This window comes from Rhizobium sp. 768_B6_N1_8 (assembly GCF_051811225.1).
In the GTDB taxonomy this organism is placed as follows: Bacteria; Pseudomonadota; Alphaproteobacteria; order Rhizobiales; family Rhizobiaceae; genus Rhizobium.
Genome location: NZ_JBPWPV010000003.1, coordinates 481,851 through 497,667 on the forward strand (window position 1 = coordinate 481,851; position 15,817 = coordinate 497,667).

Consider the following 15,817-nt stretch of genomic DNA (forward strand, 5'->3'; position numbering starts at 1 on the left):
ACTGCGAGAAAGCCGCGTCTAGATCGTGACATGGGACACTCCCCTCCCCTTGAGCCAGACAGATGGCCAGTCGTTTCCATGCTCGTTGCGGAGCGCGCGGATACGCTTGAGGTCGTCCTTGCCCGAGGCGCCTACGAAAGAAAGGGTGAGCGGTCCGAGCGCCATGTCGAAGAGGCGCCGGCCATCGGGAGAGACGATGTAATAGTCCCGCTTTGGCCTCGCCGTGGCGACGATCTCGATCTGGCGCTCGTTGAAGCCGATCCGCTCGTAGAATTCGCGCGTCCCGATGTCGCGGGCAGATCCGTTCGGCAGGCAGATCTTCGTCGGGCAGCTTTCCTTCAGAACATCGATGATGCCCGATCGCTCGGCATCCGAGATCGATTGCGTGGCAAGCACGACGGCGCAATTGGCCTTGCGGAGCACTTTTAGCCACTCCCGGATCTTTTCGCGAAACACCGGATGGCCGAGCATCAGCCAGGCTTCGTCGAGGATGATCAGGCTCGGCACGCCGGAAAGCCGCCTTTCGATGCGCCGGAAGAGGTAGGTGAGGACAGGAAGCAGCGTGCGCTCGCCCATGGTCATCAGCTGCTCGATCTCGAAAGTCTGGAAATGGCCAAGCGTCAGGCCGTCGCTTTCTGCGTCGATGAGCTGGCCCATAGGTCCATCGACCGTGTAATGGCGCAGCGCTTCCTTCAGGTCGCGCATCTGCACGCCGCTGACGAAGTCCGACAGCGAGCGTCCGGAAGAATTGGCCATCAGCGCGATCTGCCGCGCAATCGCATTGCGGTGATCCGGTGTGACGGCAATGCCCTGGAGGCCGACGAGCGTTTCGATCCACTCGCTTGCCCAGGCCCGATCGGCTTCACTCGACAGCTCCGCAAGCGGGCAGAAACTCAGGTCACTCCCCTCCCCTTCCCCGCCGATCTCGTAGTGATCTCCGCCGGCGGCAAGGGTGAGCGGCAGCATCGAACAGCCCTTGTCGAAGACGAAGAGCTGGCCATCCCTGTAGCGAAGAAACTGGGCGGCGACCAACGCGAGCAGCGTCGACTTTCCCGAACCGGTCGGGCCGAAGATCAAGGTGTGACCGACATCGTCGGCATGCAGGTTAAGGCGGAAGGGTGTCGAGCCGGAGGCGACCTGCATCAGCGGCGGAGCGCCCGCCTCGTAGAAGGGACAGGGGGCGGTCGGATTGCCCGTCCATACCGAGTTCAACGGTACGAGGTCGGAAAGATTGCGTGTCGTGATCAACGGCTCGCGAACATTGCAGTACCAGTTGCCAGGCAGACTGCCGAGAAAGGCGTCGGTGGCGTTGAGCGTTTCGATCCGGGCGCCGAAACCCTCGGCCTGTATCACCCGGCGAACGCCTTCGGCCTTCTTCTCCAGGCTCTCGGCATGATCGTCGAACAGCACGATGACCGGCGTGTAGTAACCGTAGGCGACGAGCTCGGAAGCAGCCTGCGCAATTGCGTCCTCCGTTTCGGCCACCATCGACAGCGCGTCCTGGTCAATCGAGCGGCTTTGTGTCTGGAAGAGCTGGTCGAGGAACGGCCGCACCTTCTGCTGCCACTTCTTTCTGGTGCGCTCCAGCCTCTCCCTCGCTTGCTCGGCATCGAGGAAGATGAAGCGTGACGACCAGCGATAGGCAAGCGCCATCAGGTCGAGGCTGTTGAGGATGCCGGGCCAGCTTTCGGCCGGCAATCCGTCGATGGCCACGACCGCGACGAAACGATTGTCGATCTTCGGCGTCAGGCCGTGCTCCATTTCGGCTGTCACCATGCAGTCGATATACATGGGCACGTCTGGCAGCCGGACCGGATGGTTGTCGCCTGAAATGCAGAAGCGGGCGAACTGCAGGAGTTCGTCATAGCGCACCGTGTTGGCGCCGACGACCGCCGCCCGTGTCTTCATCCTGCGGATCGATAGCGTATTTGCCAGATATTGCTCGATCTCGCGTGTTGCCGCCTTGAAGGCTGCAAGTGCGATGTCGGCATGCGTCTGCTTTCGGCTACCGGTTTCGGAATAGACGTAGCGCGTGAGAGCGGAGCGGCGAGGCTCGGCCGGCCTGTAGGTCAGGATGATCGCGTGGTGGCTTTCGAAATGGCCGCGCTCGGCTTCGAAATGCCGCCGGCGTTCTTCGTCGATCGCGCGTGTGACGCGATCGGGAAAATACGAGCGCGCGGGCGCGGCATAGTCGGCGGTCGGAACGCGGATCGCTTCGACCTGGATCATCCATCCGGAGCCGAGGCGCGCCAGCACCTGATTGATCTGTCGAGCAACCTCGTTGCGTTCCCCATCGGTGGAGCTTTCCGAATCCGGACCGGCAAAATACCAGCCGGCCATCAGCGAGCCGTCTTTCAGGAGCAGCACGCCTTCATCAACGAGGCCGGCATAGGGAACGAGGTCGGCAAAGGACGGTCCGGCATGGCGGAAAAGTCGTAGCGCCACCATGGTCGGCCTCAAGCACTTCGCCAGGGCGTCGACGTCGCCCGGTAGCGAGGTCGGTAGCGCAGGTGACGCAGATAGATCCGCCGCATCATCGGGTCGGCCTTGCCCATCCGACGCAGCAGGCCAAGGATCGCAGCCCAGATCGCGATGCCGATGAGGACCGAGTAGACGGTCAAGACGACAAAGATGAGGACGATGGCGGCAAGGCCGGTGACGAGGACCAGTTCGCGGTCGGCGCCCATCAAAAGGTTAGGCCTCGACAGGGCGCGATGGATGCGGTTGGTCTGCAGGCTGGAGATGGACGGGGCCATTATCTCTCCCCTCCCCTCTCCTGCGCCACTTGCGCGACGTCGGCGGCGATGCCAACAGAGGCACCCGTCGCCTGGAACAGGGCGACGATCTGGGTTGCGCCAAGAAGGACGCCGGCCACGAGGACGACATACATCAGCCGCCGCGCGAAATCGTTGAGTTCACCCCCAAAGATCAGCATGCCGCCGGCAACGGCGACCGCCGCAAGGGCGATGAAGCCGGCGACGGGACCCGTAATCGATTCCTGGATCTGTTCGAGGGGCGCCTCCCAGGGCAGGCCGCCTGCGGACCCCGCAAGGGCCGGCCGAGCGAGGGCGGCGAGCGCCAGGAAGGCCGACCCGGTCAGGGCGGTACGATGACTAGGCTGCATGACGTTCCTCCACATGGGGTTTGAGGTGATAGGCGCCGTCATCAAAGCCCTTCACGTGAAGGAGATCCTTGACACGCCTGCCTTCCGGGGTCCGTTCGATCGAGACGACGAGGTCGACGGCCTCGCCGATGACTGTCCGCATCGGCTGGCGACTGGCTTCTGCCGTCAATTGCTCGAGGCGCTGGAGCGCCGAGCGAGCGGTATTGGCATGAAGGGTGGTGACGCCACCCGGATGGCCGGTATTCCAGGCTTTCAAAAGCGTGAGTGCGGCACCGTCGCGCACCTCGCCGACGATGATGCGATCGGGTCGCAGGCGCATGGTGCTCTTGAGGAGCTCTGCCATGCCGACATCGTCGCTGGTCCGCAGTGCCACCACGTTGGCGCCTGCGCATCGAAGCTCGCTCGTGTCTTCCAGGATGACGAGGCGATCGCCGGGGCAATGGACGGCAATCTCGGCAATGATGGCGTTGGAAAGCGTCGTCTTGCCCGATCCGGTGCCGCCCGAGACGACCACGTTGTGTCGCGCCCGCACGGCCTCACGCAGGATGCCGGCTTGCCGTTCGGTCATGATGCCCGATGCCACGTAGTCGTCGAGCGGTATGAGTTGGGAGGCGCGGCGGCGGATCGAGAAGGCAGGAGACGTTACGATTGGCGGAAGCAGGCCCTCGAAACGGTGACCACCGATCGGCAGTTCGCCGGACACGATCGGACGCCCCATGTCGACCTGCGTATTCAGGACATGGGCGACGGCGCCGATGATGATCTCGGCCCTCCCCTCCTCCATCTCGCCTGCCGCAGCGATGCCAGCTCCGAGACGCTCGATGAAGAGACGTCCGTCGGGATTGAGCATGATCTCGCTGACCGATGGATCGGTGAGCGCTCCCAGGAGTGACGGACCAAGAGCTTCCTCGAGCTTGCGCACCAGGCGCGGGAGAGAACGCGCTTCCATCGTTCACCCCTACGCGGCATCGCGAAAGCCGGGCGCAAGACGCGAGCAATAGCCGGGCGGCCGCACCGCCTCGAATTGGCCCTGCGACACCGGCAGGCTTCCGGCGATGCTGCGCACGGCGCCGATCAGGCGCGGTTCGCCGTAGCGCGCAAGCGGCCAGGAGACACGCTTCAGGATCCGCTCGAAGCGCAGGTCGGTGACCGTTGCGATTTCCGTCATGCCGCTCGCCAGACACCATTCGAGAATGCCGGCAAACAGGAAGACGGTCGCAAGGCTCAGCCCGAAGGGGCCAGGCGCCGACTCCGCCTGCGTATCGACACAGAATCTTGAACTTTCGACCATGCGTTCATGCGGCAGGAAGGGTCTGTTTCCAATCAGTTCAGGAAACACATCCGAAAGCATTGTCGCACCCAGTGCCGGCAGCAGCCGTGCCGAGGCGACGACCTCGCCCTCTCCTCCGACGATGACGATGTAATGGGGCGCGAGCGCATCGAAGTGGTCGCGCTCCCTGCCCTCCGTCACCGTTACCTGCCATTTGAGCCTTGCGTCGAAGACGCGCGCCCTGAGGCGAAACATGCTGTCGAGAAGACAGGATCCTGATGCTGCCTCTGCCGGTGTCACTGCCGTCGCAAACATAATCGTTCTCCGCGCCTGTTGAGGTGCGGCTATGCAAACCACGACGCCTGCCGCTTGTCAGACCCTCCGATGTGAGGGGGACTGGTCGGCGCGGATGGCGCATCGGGCTTTTGGTAGACGATCCATCAGCATTCCACAATTTTCGGTTCATTAACCATATGAGTTAGTAGTTCTATTTCGCCACGCGGAAGCCAAATCGCCGTTCGCTTCCGCTAGCCATGCTGGTGTGTAGCCGCTCTCAGCGTTTTTGGGCTTCGATATCGATGGATTTTTAAGCCATCTTCACGCGAAACCATGTTTCGCGGATGCCTGCTGAATACCGACGTGCTGAGGCCGATAGAGACGCGGATGCCGGCAACATGAAACAGATCGATCAACGTTACAATCGCCCAGATGAATCGCGGGACCTATAATCGCGCGTCGAGAGAGGTGATCCCTCCATACAAAAACACTGATCTCGTCCATTGATAGTTCGGCTGTCAAACACGCAAGGCTTATAGGAAAATCCAATATTCGAATGGGCGATTGCCAGCGCTGATGTGGCGCACAGGTATCTGCCTGGAGGTCCTGTCGATCTGCCGAAACGAACCGCCATGCATCCAGCACTTTTTGTCATCGATCGACCGGATCTCTTCACCCCATTCATGGCAACCCGCCCCAGTAAAGCTCCACCGGTGCGTATGCCGCAGCGACGAAGGGTTCGCGCGCTCTTTCTCCATCCGGATCGAGGTGCAAGGCGTCGGTAGGAAGCGAGACCATCGCGGACCGGGCAGGGGACGACGGATCGGTCGACTGACAAACGCTGCGAGGAGATAGCCGAGACCGGGGATGACGTTGCTTTTCAGGAACCGCTTTGGCTCACGCGCGCTTGGCTCGGCCTCTACGACGCTGGCCAGCGGAGTTGTGGCCATGAACCCGACGTGAACCACGTGTCAGAGCGAGTTGATGCCGGTCGGGCCCCCTTGGTCATGAGACATCAAGGAGATGCGCTATGAAAATTCCTCACTTTGCCTTTGCGGCCGTGCTCTCGCTTGGTTCGGCCTTTGTTGCGGTTGAGCCTGCTGCTGCGATGCCGCGAGCTGCGGCACCGGCACCTGTTGTGGCCGCCGATAAGATTGAGATCGTTCCGGGCCGCCATCGTCACAACCGACATTACCGGCGTCACCATCGCTGGCACCGGGATTGGCGCGCCGAACGGCGCTGGCGGGAGCATCGCCATCGGCAATACCATCACCGCTACTACCGCCCGCATCGCAACGGGGACCTGCGCCTACATTTTAGAGCGCAAGGGCCGGGGGTCCAGGCCTGAGTCGCCCAGCCGGGCCGACCCGAGGCCGGTAGCTGTCGTGCTGAAGAGGGCTGGCCTTCCTTCGCGGTCAAAAGGACGACGCAGGCCGCACCAACCCGACCACGACCAAACCATCCCCACCCTGTCGATTGCCGGTTCCGCGAACGTCCCCTGCCCTCATCTGTCGTTCCATCATCTAGCGCGCCGCATGTTCTCCTGCCTGTCCGTCGGGGCGATCCGGTGAATAATGCGCGACATTGTCATGAGCGATTCGATCGATACCCGGACGGAAGCAAGTCGCTGAAGCCGGACGGAGATGCCGCTCATCGAAACGAAGACCCTCCTTTTCGGCGAAGACGTCGCGCAGTCCTCCGACTGCTCTCTGCTCGATATCTGTGGTAAGCGCTGGCTTGATCGTTTTTCGGATCTGGATGCACGGTTAGACCCGAGTGCTCTCAAGTTCGGCACCGATCACGCCCTAAAGGACGTCTCGTAGAGCGCAGCGGGGGCTGCACCAACCGCTATCGAGGGTAGTCACGACAGGTTTGCGGCAGGAAATGGCTGCCAAGCGCAACCAATCCAATCGAGATCCCGCCATTGCCGGAAAGATCGCTATCCCTGTAGTCCGCGGACTACATCGCCGGTGGAGGCGTTCAGCTTCGCAACGGAAAAGGTCGCCAAGCGCGACCGATCCAATCGAGCCCTGGCCGTTGTGTCGGCAAGATCGCCGTCCTCGTAGTCCGCGGACTACACCGCTGGCTGTCGCGTTCAGCGATGCCAGCTTCGCAACGGAGAAGGTTGCCAATCGCGACCGATCCGATCGAGCCCTCGCCGTCGTGTCAGCACGATCACCGTCCTTGTAGTCCGCGGACTACATCATCCGCGACCGCGCTCAGCGATGTGGCAAGAAATGGCTGGTGAGCGTAACCGATTGCATCTACACCCCGCTGTCGCGCCGGCAGGATCGCCGTTCTTGTAGTCCGCGGACTACATCGCTGGCTGTCGCGTTCAGTGATGCAACAGGAATGGCCGGTGAGTGTAACCGATCCAGACGAGGCCTCGCCGTCGCGTCGGCAAAATCACTATCCTTGTAGTCCGCGGACTACATTTCGCTGGCGGCTGCGTTCAGCGGTGCACCATGTCCGCGTCCCCTCATATTCGCGGGGATGACGCCAAGGGGCTTTCGCTTATCGTCGTTTCTTGCGTGGAATTGCGCAGAACACCAATCGTGATGGCACCCTTTGAATCCGTATCGCGTCGCGGCGCGTGAACAGATTGATCACTGCGACAGCGTTTGTGGAGGAGCGCCGTTTTATTGGGAAAGCGAGGTCAAAAGACCCTGTGGATAGGCTTATGGTTAAGCGTTTGTAAATCGGTAACGAATCGCGCGATAATATAACTGCGCAGTTGATGCCCTATTCCCGAAAATTGCGCAATTAAGTTGGAAACCACGATGCTAGCGAATCCAGTTCTGAAAGACGATCAAGAGCACCTTCCGTCGCTACTGGCAACGGACGCTCAGGAACTCGCCTATCAGCTTCAGCAGCACCAGGCGAAAATCTTCCCGCCGCTGTCGCAAAAGACCATGCGAGTGTTTTCTCCGGCGGAGGCCGCCTCCTTCATTGGCATTGGCGAAGGCTATCTTCGCCAGATTGCCAAGGACGGCCACGGACCGGATCCACTCGCCAACGGGCGGCGCCAGTACGACGCAGACGACATGAACCGAATTCGCCAGGCGCTGGACGACCGCAATGGCACGCCAAAATATGTACCGGCCCGGCGCGGCGCTGAAAAGCTGCAGGTCGTTTCGGTCATGAACTTCAAGGGGGGCTCCGGCAAGACGACGACGGCGGCGCATCTGGCACAATATCTCGCGCTGCGTGGCTATCGCGTCCTTGCCATCGATCTCGATCCGCAGGCCTCACTCTCCGCGCTCTTCGGCCACCAGCCCGAGCTTGACGTCGGCGAGGGGGAAACGATTTACGGCGCCATCCGCTACGACAGTCCGGTGCCGATCTCCGAGGTCGTGCGCTCGACCTATACGCCGAACCTCCATATCATTCCGGGCAACCTGGAACTGATGGAATTCGAACATGAGACGCCAAAGGCAATGGCGGGCGGCACGGCCGAGTCCCTGTTCTTTGCCCGGATCGGTCAGGCGCTGACCGATATCGAGAGCCTCTACGATGTCGTCGTCATCGACTGCCCGCCGCAGCTGGGCTTTCTCACCATGTCGGCGCTCTGTGCTGCAACATCCGTGCTGATCACGGTTCATCCGCAGATGCTCGACGTCATGTCGATGTCGCAGTTCCTGACCATGACCAGCGAGCTGATGACAGTCGTCGAAAGGGCAGGGGGACGAACGAGCTATGACTGGATGCGTTATCTCGTCACCCGCTTCGAGCCTAATGATGGCCCGCAGAGCCAGATGACCGGTTTCATGCGGGCGATTTTCGGCAATCGCATGCTGCAGAACGCGATGCTGAAATCCACCGCAATCGCCGATGCCGGCGTCACCAAGCAGACGCTCTATGAGGTCGATCGATCGCAGTTCACACGCGGCACTTACGACCGGGCACTGGAATCGATGAACCTCGTCAATGGTGAGATCGAGGCTCATATCCGCTCGACCTGGGGCAGGAGATAGCTGAATGGCGCGCAAGAATCTCATCGAAGTCTCAAACCCCCATGAAGCCCGTCCCGAACAGGCCGCAGTGTCGCCACGCGACAGCCGGCCGATCGCCGGCTTCATCCCGCAGACACGCAGCGGCGGCCCGGTCGGCGGCATCACCAAGACGCTCGGCAGTATCACCGAAAAGGTGGAGCGGGCCAATGATCTGGAACGCCAGCTGGCGGAAGGTCAGACGGTGGTGGAACTCGATACGGCGCTGATCGACGCATCCTTCGTCGCCGACAGACTCGAAGTCGACGCTGGCGAATTGGCGCAGCTGATTGAACAGATCCGCGAGCATGGCCAGCAGGTGCCGATCCTGGTGCGTCCGCACCCGGACGCCAAAGGGCGTTATCAGGTCGCCTTCGGTCATCGTCGCCTCGCCGCAACAAAGGCGCTCGGGATAAAGGTCAAGGCGATCGTACGGACCTTGACCGATGGTCAGCTCGTCGTCAGCCAGGGCCAGGAAAACAATTCCCGTACAGACCTCTCCTATATCGAGCGGGCGCTGTTTGCGCATCGGCTCGAGGAGAAGGGCTTTAGCAACGATGTCGTGATGGCGGCGCTCAACGTCGACAGGGCGGCACTTTCGAAAATGCGCGTCATCACGCGCCAGGTGCCGTTTGTGCTGATCAGTGCGATCGGTGCTGCGCCGGAAATTGGCCGCCGGCGCTGGCTGGAGTTCGGCGAGCATCTGGAAGGCAAGGATATCGATGGGCTGGTGGCAATGTTGTCCGCGGACTACATGCGCAGCCTCTCCAGCAATGACCGGTTCCATCAGGTGTTCGGCTTGGCGACGAAGAAGGAGACAGGCCCGAAGCCTGTCGCCAAATCGACGCAGATCGCCGACCTTCCGGTGAAATTTAAACGTACGCCGGCAACCGCAACCTTTGTCTTCGACAGCAAGGCAGCGCCCGGTTTCGACGAATTCGTGCAGGAGAGGCTCAAGCGTCTCTATGCGGAATATCAGCAAGACAGAGGAGCTTAGGAAAGCAAAAGAAAAAGGCCCCCAAACGTCGCCGTCGTGGAAGCCTCTCTCATCTGTAGCAACTTGAGAATCGCATTTCCCCGAATCGCAGTCAAGAGTCTTTGAGCGTCAGTTTGGCGAGCGGCTTTCTTTTGCCTGATAGAGGGTGAAAGAAAATGGAGAGTGGAAATGTGACGACGCCCTTTGGGCGGCGGCCGATGACGCTTGGCATGTTTTCAAGCCAGGTGGCGTCGCGCCGGATCGAACCGGACAAATCGGTCGACAAATGGAAACTGTATCGGGCCCTCTGTGAAGCGCGGCCGCTGCTCGGCGTGTCCGACAGGGCGCTCGCCGTCATGAACGCCCTTCTGAGCTTCTATCCGAGAAACGAGCTATCGGAAGAAAACGGGCTTGTCGTATTTCCATCGAACGTGCAGCTGTCTCTGCGCGCCCATGGCATGGCCGAGCAAACGATCCGACGGCATCTTGCCGGGCTGATTGGTGCCGGGCTGCTGATCCGAAAGGACAGCCCGAACGGCAAGCGCTATGCGCATAAGGACAGGTCGGGAACGGTGGAGGACGCGTTCGGCTTCTCGCTGGCGCCGTTGCTTGCGCGCTCCGAAGAGATCGAGATTCTGGCCGCCCAAGTCATTGCCGATCGGATGCATCTTCAGCGCCTGCGTGAGCGCCTGACGCTCTGCCGGCGGGATATCTCAAAGCTCGTTGAAACGGCGCTTGAGGAGGCGCTCTCCGGCGATTGGGAGGCCGTTATCCTCTATCAGCAGGGTATTGTTGGTGCCCTTTCGCGCCATCCTGCCGCTTCGGAACTCGAAGAAGCCCTCGAAGACATGGAACAACTGCGCGAAGATGTGGTCAACCAGTTGGAAAATCTGCTGGATTCCAGAAAAACAAGCGGCAATGCCATTCAAAATGAGCGGCACATACAGAATTCAAAACCCGACTCTATTTCTGAACTTGAACCTGGCTTCGAAACGAAGCTGGGCGCGAAAGCCGAGGACAACAACGGGCCGAATGCCGAGACGAGACGGCAGCAGGACGGCAGCAAGGGCATGGCGACAGAAAGGGGGAGGGGACAAGCCAGCGGTGACCTGAAATCCTTCCCTCTCGGGCTCGTCGTGCAGGCATGCCCGCAAATATCCGACTACGCGGCGGGCGGCGCGATCGGCAGCTGGCGGGATCTGATGGCGGCGGCGGTCATCGTCCGCTCGATGCTCGGCGTTAGCCCATCTGCCTATCAGGATGCCTGCGAAACGATGGGTGCGGAAAATGCAGCGACCGTGATCGCCTGCATCCTGGAGAGGGGAGGCCACATCAATTCGGCGGGCGGTTATCTGCGCGACCTGACGAGGCGTGCGGAACGCGGTGAGTTTGCGCTTGGTCCCATGCTGATGGCGCTTTATCGCAGCAGCGGGAATGGGAGCAGGCGTGCTGGGACTGGCTAAGGCGGTCCTGCCGCAGTGCTGGACGTCCGCAGCCTTTCCGCCCTCGCGACAGTCGGATCCGGGATCTCCGGCAAGCGTTATCCATCAGGCTTTCGCTTGCCAGCAGACAAGAGCGAAAGATGCAGGGGCGAAGGTGGTAGCGAGAAGGGTCTGATGGTCCATGACACTGTCCATGTTGAAGCACACGATAATGCGGAGGCGGTGAAGAGGTTCCACATGACCAGAGCGCCTGGAAGGGACCATAGGCATGATGAGATGGGTCCACTTTTCGAGCTGCAGTCGTGAACCGGCAGTCACTCGAATTCTCCAAGAGCCACGGGCGTCGCAAACATGGTTAACGGCGGCTCAAGCGATCGAACCGGCCCGTGGTGAGCCGAAACCTGAGGAGGGGAGGGGGCTGACCGGCACAAGGTCGGAGCAAACGTCAGGATGGATCCGACAATCGCGATTTCGTGATGGCGGCCAAGGCTAGAAAAGCGTGCAACACCGTTGTCGACGCGGGTTGCAGTGCCATCTGGCTCATCCGGACAGGATGAGCAAGTGGAGGACGACGATGTCAGTCAAGGAAGACCGTATCAGACGGCGCGCCTATGAAATCTGGGAGCGGGAAGGTCGTCCGAACGGAGAGGATATGAGGCACTGGCTTCAGGCATTTCAGGAAATCGCCGCGAGTGCCGACGCCGACAGCCGGCCGGCCAAGAAGCCGCGCGCGAAGAAGGCCACAAGCTCCGACGAGGCGGCAAAGCCAAAGGTCGCAAGCAGATCCAAAGGCGGCGCCCAGAGCGTTCCAACGACAACCCCACCGCCGAAAGCTGGCAAGCCTGTCGCGGGCCTCACCAAACACTGACGGGTTTGAGTGCGAGCGGCAGTCCGGTCGACAGGCGTATGGGCCTTACAGAAGCGGGGCGCCTTGATGGGCGCCCCGCAATCAGTTGTCTCGCTCATAAATCTCGTGCAGATCAGAGTGATCTGACGTTTTCCGCCTTCGACTTGCCGGTCTTCCGGTCCTGGCCGAGATCATAGGAGACGCTCTGGCCTTCCTTCAGCGCATCGCCGTACTCCAGCGCGGAGACATGGACGAACACATCAGGTCCTCCGCTTTCCGGCGTGATGAAGCCGAAGCCCTTGTCCTGATTGAAAAACTTAACCTTGCCAGTCGGCATGACATCCTCGTGTGTTTGCATTTGTTGTGGAGCGACAACCGTAGCCCTCGCATTCTTCTGGATCAACCCAGGCCGAGCCTTCGAGTTGCTTGAAGACAGTGGCCTGTTTGCGTGCAAGGGGGGCGGCGGCTATCGACCCCAAAACGGGCTCTAGCCCAGCCTAAGATTGACAGGCAACAAACTTCTGCGCAGAATTGGGTTTGGGTGGATACGACCTGCTGCTTGCGCCTCGTTGGGGTACGCAGCAGCCATGGGGCCACGTCGTTCTCGCAAAGCTTCTATACCGTTTCGCGCGATAGGCGTCAGGCGTCGTAGATCGCCCGAGCGATATCTCGCGGATAAGCTCCTAGGCAGCCTTCTACCGCCGTGTTGGACATGATCGCAGCGGAAATGCCTTTCACGGGATCTATAAACCAACTGTGTCCGTAAACTCCGCCCCACGTTATCGACCCCCTCGACATCGGAACCTCTGCCAAAACCGTGTCCTGGATCACCCCGCCCAAAAAGGAGAAGCCTTGCCCCGGTTCGCCTAGGCGCGGGATATTGCCGATCTGGTTGAGAAGCGCCGCCTTCGCCGTTTCGTCCTTCAAAACGGGCGCGCCACCGCGACGAACAGCTTCGAGAAATGCAATTAAATCCGGAGCTGTGCCCACCATGCCAGCACCGCCGGACTGAAAAGCTTTTGGATTGAACAGCCGGGTCGGCGCAAAAGTCAGCATATTGCCGTCATTATCCGGAACCAGATGACGATCCCCCATTCTGATGGCCGCCGGACTGGCGTCGGCATAGGGTGTGGCAAGCCGCTCCGGATCACTGAGCGAGAAACCGGTATCCTTCATCCCCAGCGGCTCCGTCACATGATGACGGACTGCTTCATCCAGGCTAGACGCTTCGATTTGGGCGATAACTGCCCCAAGAATGTCGATAGCGATTGAGTAAGACCAAAGCGTGCCCGGCGCGGCCAAGAGCGGAAAGGTCGACAGTCGGCTGAAGTTTTCCTCGAAATCGAAATCTGTGTCGGCAAGGCCGGCATTGAACATCCGCTCTGGTGGTGTGGTTTTCGGATCTGCGCCATAGCTAAGACCTGCTGTATGCGTCAGAAGGTGGTGGATGGTGATATCGGCTACCTCCCCGTCCGGCCGTTTCGGACGAAAATAGGGGAGATAATCTCGTGCGAGGTCGCTAAGCGACAGCCTCCCCTTGTCGACAAGAGCCAGAGCGGTTGCTGCCACGAGCGGTTTTGTCACAGAAGCGAGGCGGAAAATGGTCCGCGTTTGAGTGGGTCTTCCGACTTCGCGATCAGCATAACCAGCAGCGCGGCTATAGACGGTCTCTCCGTCTTTGATGACGATCACGACGGTGCCGACGATTTTGCCGGCCATAATCGCTCTTTCGATAACCGCGTCGATCTGCGTCTTCATCGTAACCATCCTCCTGTGCTTCCGAATAAGCAGGCACAGAACGACATGTCCTGCTTTGTTCCGCAAGGCAGCGCAGCGCCGATAGTGTCGTGTAGAACTACAAGTATTCGTCGATGCGGCGGCTCACACGATCAATCGAGCTGCCCGACCCTGCTTTCGATCGGCATTGTTGTAATAGCTCGCCGCCTGCGTTACCGACTTATGGTGCGACTGCTGCATTGCCTCGGGCAGCGGAATGCCACGATTGGCGGCCTCGGTCAGGTATCCCGATCGCAACCCGTGGGCCGAAAATCCTTCCGGATCCAGGCCGGCCAGCGCGCAGCGGCTCTTGAGGATCAGATTGACCGACTGCGGTGTCAGCGCCCGCCTGTCGACATTGCCCCATTGGTCGATACGGCGGAAGATCGGGCCTGCCTTGATCGACGCCTCGGCAATCCATCGCTTCAGAGCCTCAACTGGTCGGCCGATCAGAATGGCATGAGCCTTGTCTTCAACCGCCGTCGTCTTGGTGCGGCCGAGGTTAAGTGTCAGACACGGCAGGAGAGGGGAGGCGGCACTCTTCGGATCGGCATGCACCGGCTCCTCATCGACAAGATCCTCGATGCGCAGGGCGGCGATTTCGGAACGCCGGCGACCGCCAGAGGCAAAGGCAGTCAGGAGTAATGCGCGATCGCGAATATCGACCAGGCGATCGCCGCCGCAGGTGGCCAGCAGTTTCGCCAGGACATCGCCGGTGACCGCCTTTTTGCTCTTGCGGCGGCGTTGCCGCGGCGCGGCGCGAATGGCCAGCCGCAATGCGGTCCTCAGCGATGGCGCTGAAAACGCGCCAATCAAACCGCGCCAACGTGTCAGGATCGACCAGGAGGTCAGTCGTCGGCGTACGGTGTCGGGCGCGTGTGGCCCGTCGGCGCGCAGCAGACCCTTGTCTCGCAATCCCGCCTCGACGTCGGCTGGCATGCCGTGGCTCGGATCCTCGCCACGCTCGGCCGGGTCCCAGAGATGATGGGCGACGAATTTGAGCAATAGGCTTTCGGGCGCGGGCCAGGGGAGGGGAGCGCCGGTAGCAAGGTCGCACCAGGCCTCGAGATAGCCGAGGTCGGAGGCAAGCGCTCTCAGCGTATTGTCGCCCATGCCTTGGTTTGCCAGATGCTTGAGCGTGGCGACATCATCGTCAGTTAACAGCGTTGCCAGCTGGTCGCGGCGATCGAAGGGAAGGATCGCGTCGAGCGCATCGAGTTCTTCGACACGCTTCGAAACGGCGTTTCCTGAAGGCGACAGGTCAGTGCTCATGCTCGAGCGGCCCAACGATGGTGATCCCTTCACCGCGGGCGGCGGTCGCCATTTTCCGGTCGCCGGTCGCCAAAGGTAAACCTTGCGTCCTGGCTAGCGCGACATAACTCGCATCGTATGCGGACAGCGTGTAACGGGTCGCCAGTTCCAGGACGAGGCCGTCCCCTCCCGATCCCGCATCCTCTAGCGGCAGCCCTCGCAGCTGTGTCATCAGTAGCAGCGGTTCGCCCTGCTTGAGCCGACCACGTCGCTCGGCCACCAGAAACAGGTTGCGTGTCTCGAACCAGAACAATGCCGGCACGAGACCCACTGTCGAACGCATCTCCGACATCAGTCGATCGGCGGCGTCGTGTTGTTCATCGGGAAGAAACCAGGCGGCGGCGATGGAGGCATCGAGAACGAAGGCCATCAGTAGCGCCTTCCTTCATCGCGCCATTCGCGGATTTCCTCCTGTGTGGTGGCTTGCCGGCCACCGCGCTGGGCCTTGATCTCGGCGATCAGCGCATCGACGTCGTTGTCGCGGCGGATGCGCGAAAGCCTGGCGACAGGCGTGTTGCCGCGCGAGATGATCACCTCTTCGCCGGCTTCGACTTTCGCCAGCAGCTCCGACAGATGGGTTTTGGCTTCGGCGACCTTGACGGTAACGGTCATGATGGATGCTCCAGAGCTTGCGTCTGTCGTCGAGCAGACGGTGATTTGCACCGCTTTCGACATTCTGGGCGATCATATGGCCGTTTCCATAAGTTGGTCAAGCTCTAACCATATCACTATCGATACTTGATACTTATCGATGGTTAGATGCCCAACCCACAATCATACCATCTGAGGAACCACAATTATTAGAT

The 15,817-nt window shown here is 60.7% G+C and carries 15 protein-coding genes; 5 read left to right on the forward strand and 10 right to left on the reverse strand.

Features of this window, described 5'->3' with window-relative positions; all coding sequences use genetic code 11:
• Positions 1–18 precede the first annotated feature (18 nt).
• Genes AB8B33_RS37005 through AB8B33_RS37025 form a run of 5 tightly spaced genes read right to left on the reverse strand, consistent with a single transcriptional unit; the run spans position 19 to position 4,709 of the window.
• Positions 19–2,448, reverse strand: a complete 2,430-nt coding sequence (locus tag AB8B33_RS37005) for a conjugal transfer protein TrbE (RefSeq protein ID WP_439019333.1) — start codon at positions 2,446–2,448, stop codon at positions 19–21.
• A gap of 8 nt (positions 2,449–2,456) precedes the next feature.
• On the reverse strand, positions 2,457–2,756 hold the full coding sequence (locus AB8B33_RS37010) for a conjugal transfer protein TrbD (RefSeq protein WP_439019281.1): 300 nt from the start codon (positions 2,754–2,756) through the stop codon (positions 2,457–2,459).
• Positions 2,756–3,124, reverse strand: a complete 369-nt coding sequence (locus tag AB8B33_RS37015) for a TrbC/VirB2 family protein (protein ID WP_439019283.1) — start codon at positions 3,122–3,124, stop codon at positions 2,756–2,758. The genes AB8B33_RS37010 and AB8B33_RS37015 overlap by 1 nt, the downstream gene beginning before the upstream one ends.
• Complete coding sequence (gene trbB / locus AB8B33_RS37020; RefSeq protein ID WP_439019284.1) at positions 3,114–4,073, reverse strand: P-type conjugative transfer ATPase TrbB; 960 nt, start codon at positions 4,071–4,073, stop codon at positions 3,114–3,116. The genes AB8B33_RS37015 and trbB overlap by 11 nt, the downstream gene beginning before the upstream one ends.
• A gap of 9 nt (positions 4,074–4,082) precedes the next feature.
• A complete protein-coding gene (locus AB8B33_RS37025) occupies positions 4,083–4,709 on the reverse strand; it encodes an acyl-homoserine-lactone synthase (protein WP_439019285.1) in 627 nt (208 codons plus the stop codon).
• Positions 4,710–5,700: 991 nt separating this feature from the next.
• Between AB8B33_RS37025 and AB8B33_RS37030 the strand changes: the two genes are divergently transcribed.
• From AB8B33_RS37030 to AB8B33_RS37050, 5 genes are all read left to right on the forward strand, one after another.
• The gene (locus AB8B33_RS37030; protein WP_439019286.1) at positions 5,701–6,018 is read left to right on the forward strand and encodes a hypothetical protein; all 318 of its coding nucleotides are present in this window, start codon (positions 5,701–5,703) and stop codon (positions 6,016–6,018) included.
• A gap of 1,432 nt (positions 6,019–7,450) precedes the next feature.
• Entirely contained in the window at positions 7,451–8,644 is a 1,194-nt protein-coding gene (repA, locus tag AB8B33_RS37035) for a plasmid partitioning protein RepA (RefSeq protein WP_439019287.1), read from the forward strand.
• A 4-nt stretch (positions 8,645–8,648) separates the two neighbouring features.
• Positions 8,649–9,656 carry a plasmid partitioning protein RepB gene (repB, locus tag AB8B33_RS37040; RefSeq protein ID WP_439019288.1) on the forward strand — a complete coding sequence of 336 codons (1,008 nt, stop codon included), beginning with the start codon at positions 8,649–8,651 and terminating at the stop codon, positions 9,654–9,656.
• Positions 9,657–9,811: 155 nt separating this feature from the next.
• Positions 9,812–11,098, forward strand: coding sequence for a plasmid replication protein RepC (repC, locus tag AB8B33_RS37045; protein WP_439019289.1), 1,287 nt, complete (start codon positions 9,812–9,814; stop codon positions 11,096–11,098).
• Between the two features lie 553 nt (positions 11,099–11,651).
• Positions 11,652–11,945, forward strand: a complete 294-nt coding sequence (locus AB8B33_RS37050) for a DUF2934 domain-containing protein (RefSeq protein ID WP_439019290.1) — start codon at positions 11,652–11,654, stop codon at positions 11,943–11,945.
• A 112-nt stretch (positions 11,946–12,057) separates the two neighbouring features.
• On the opposite strand, the gene AB8B33_RS37055 is transcribed toward AB8B33_RS37050, so the two are convergent.
• From AB8B33_RS37055 to AB8B33_RS37075, 5 genes are all read right to left on the reverse strand, one after another.
• Positions 12,058–12,261 carry a cold-shock protein gene (locus tag AB8B33_RS37055; RefSeq protein ID WP_439019292.1) on the reverse strand — a complete coding sequence of 68 codons (204 nt, stop codon included), beginning with the start codon at positions 12,259–12,261 and terminating at the stop codon, positions 12,058–12,060.
• Positions 12,262–12,563: 302 nt separating this feature from the next.
• The gene (locus AB8B33_RS37060) at positions 12,564–13,682 is read right to left on the reverse strand and encodes a serine hydrolase domain-containing protein (RefSeq protein ID WP_439019293.1); all 1,119 of its coding nucleotides are present in this window, start codon (positions 13,680–13,682) and stop codon (positions 12,564–12,566) included.
• A 123-nt stretch (positions 13,683–13,805) separates the two neighbouring features.
• Positions 13,806–14,972, reverse strand: coding sequence for a tyrosine-type recombinase/integrase (locus tag AB8B33_RS37065; RefSeq protein ID WP_439019294.1), 1,167 nt, complete (start codon positions 14,970–14,972; stop codon positions 13,806–13,808).
• Positions 14,962–15,381 carry a type II toxin-antitoxin system VapC family toxin gene (locus AB8B33_RS37070; RefSeq protein ID WP_439019295.1) on the reverse strand — a complete coding sequence of 140 codons (420 nt, stop codon included), beginning with the start codon at positions 15,379–15,381 and terminating at the stop codon, positions 14,962–14,964. The genes AB8B33_RS37065 and AB8B33_RS37070 overlap by 11 nt, the downstream gene beginning before the upstream one ends.
• Entirely contained in the window at positions 15,381–15,623 is a 243-nt protein-coding gene (locus tag AB8B33_RS37075; protein ID WP_439019296.1) for a type II toxin-antitoxin system Phd/YefM family antitoxin, read from the reverse strand. The genes AB8B33_RS37070 and AB8B33_RS37075 overlap by 1 nt, the downstream gene beginning before the upstream one ends.
• Positions 15,624–15,817: the final 194 nt, after the last annotated feature.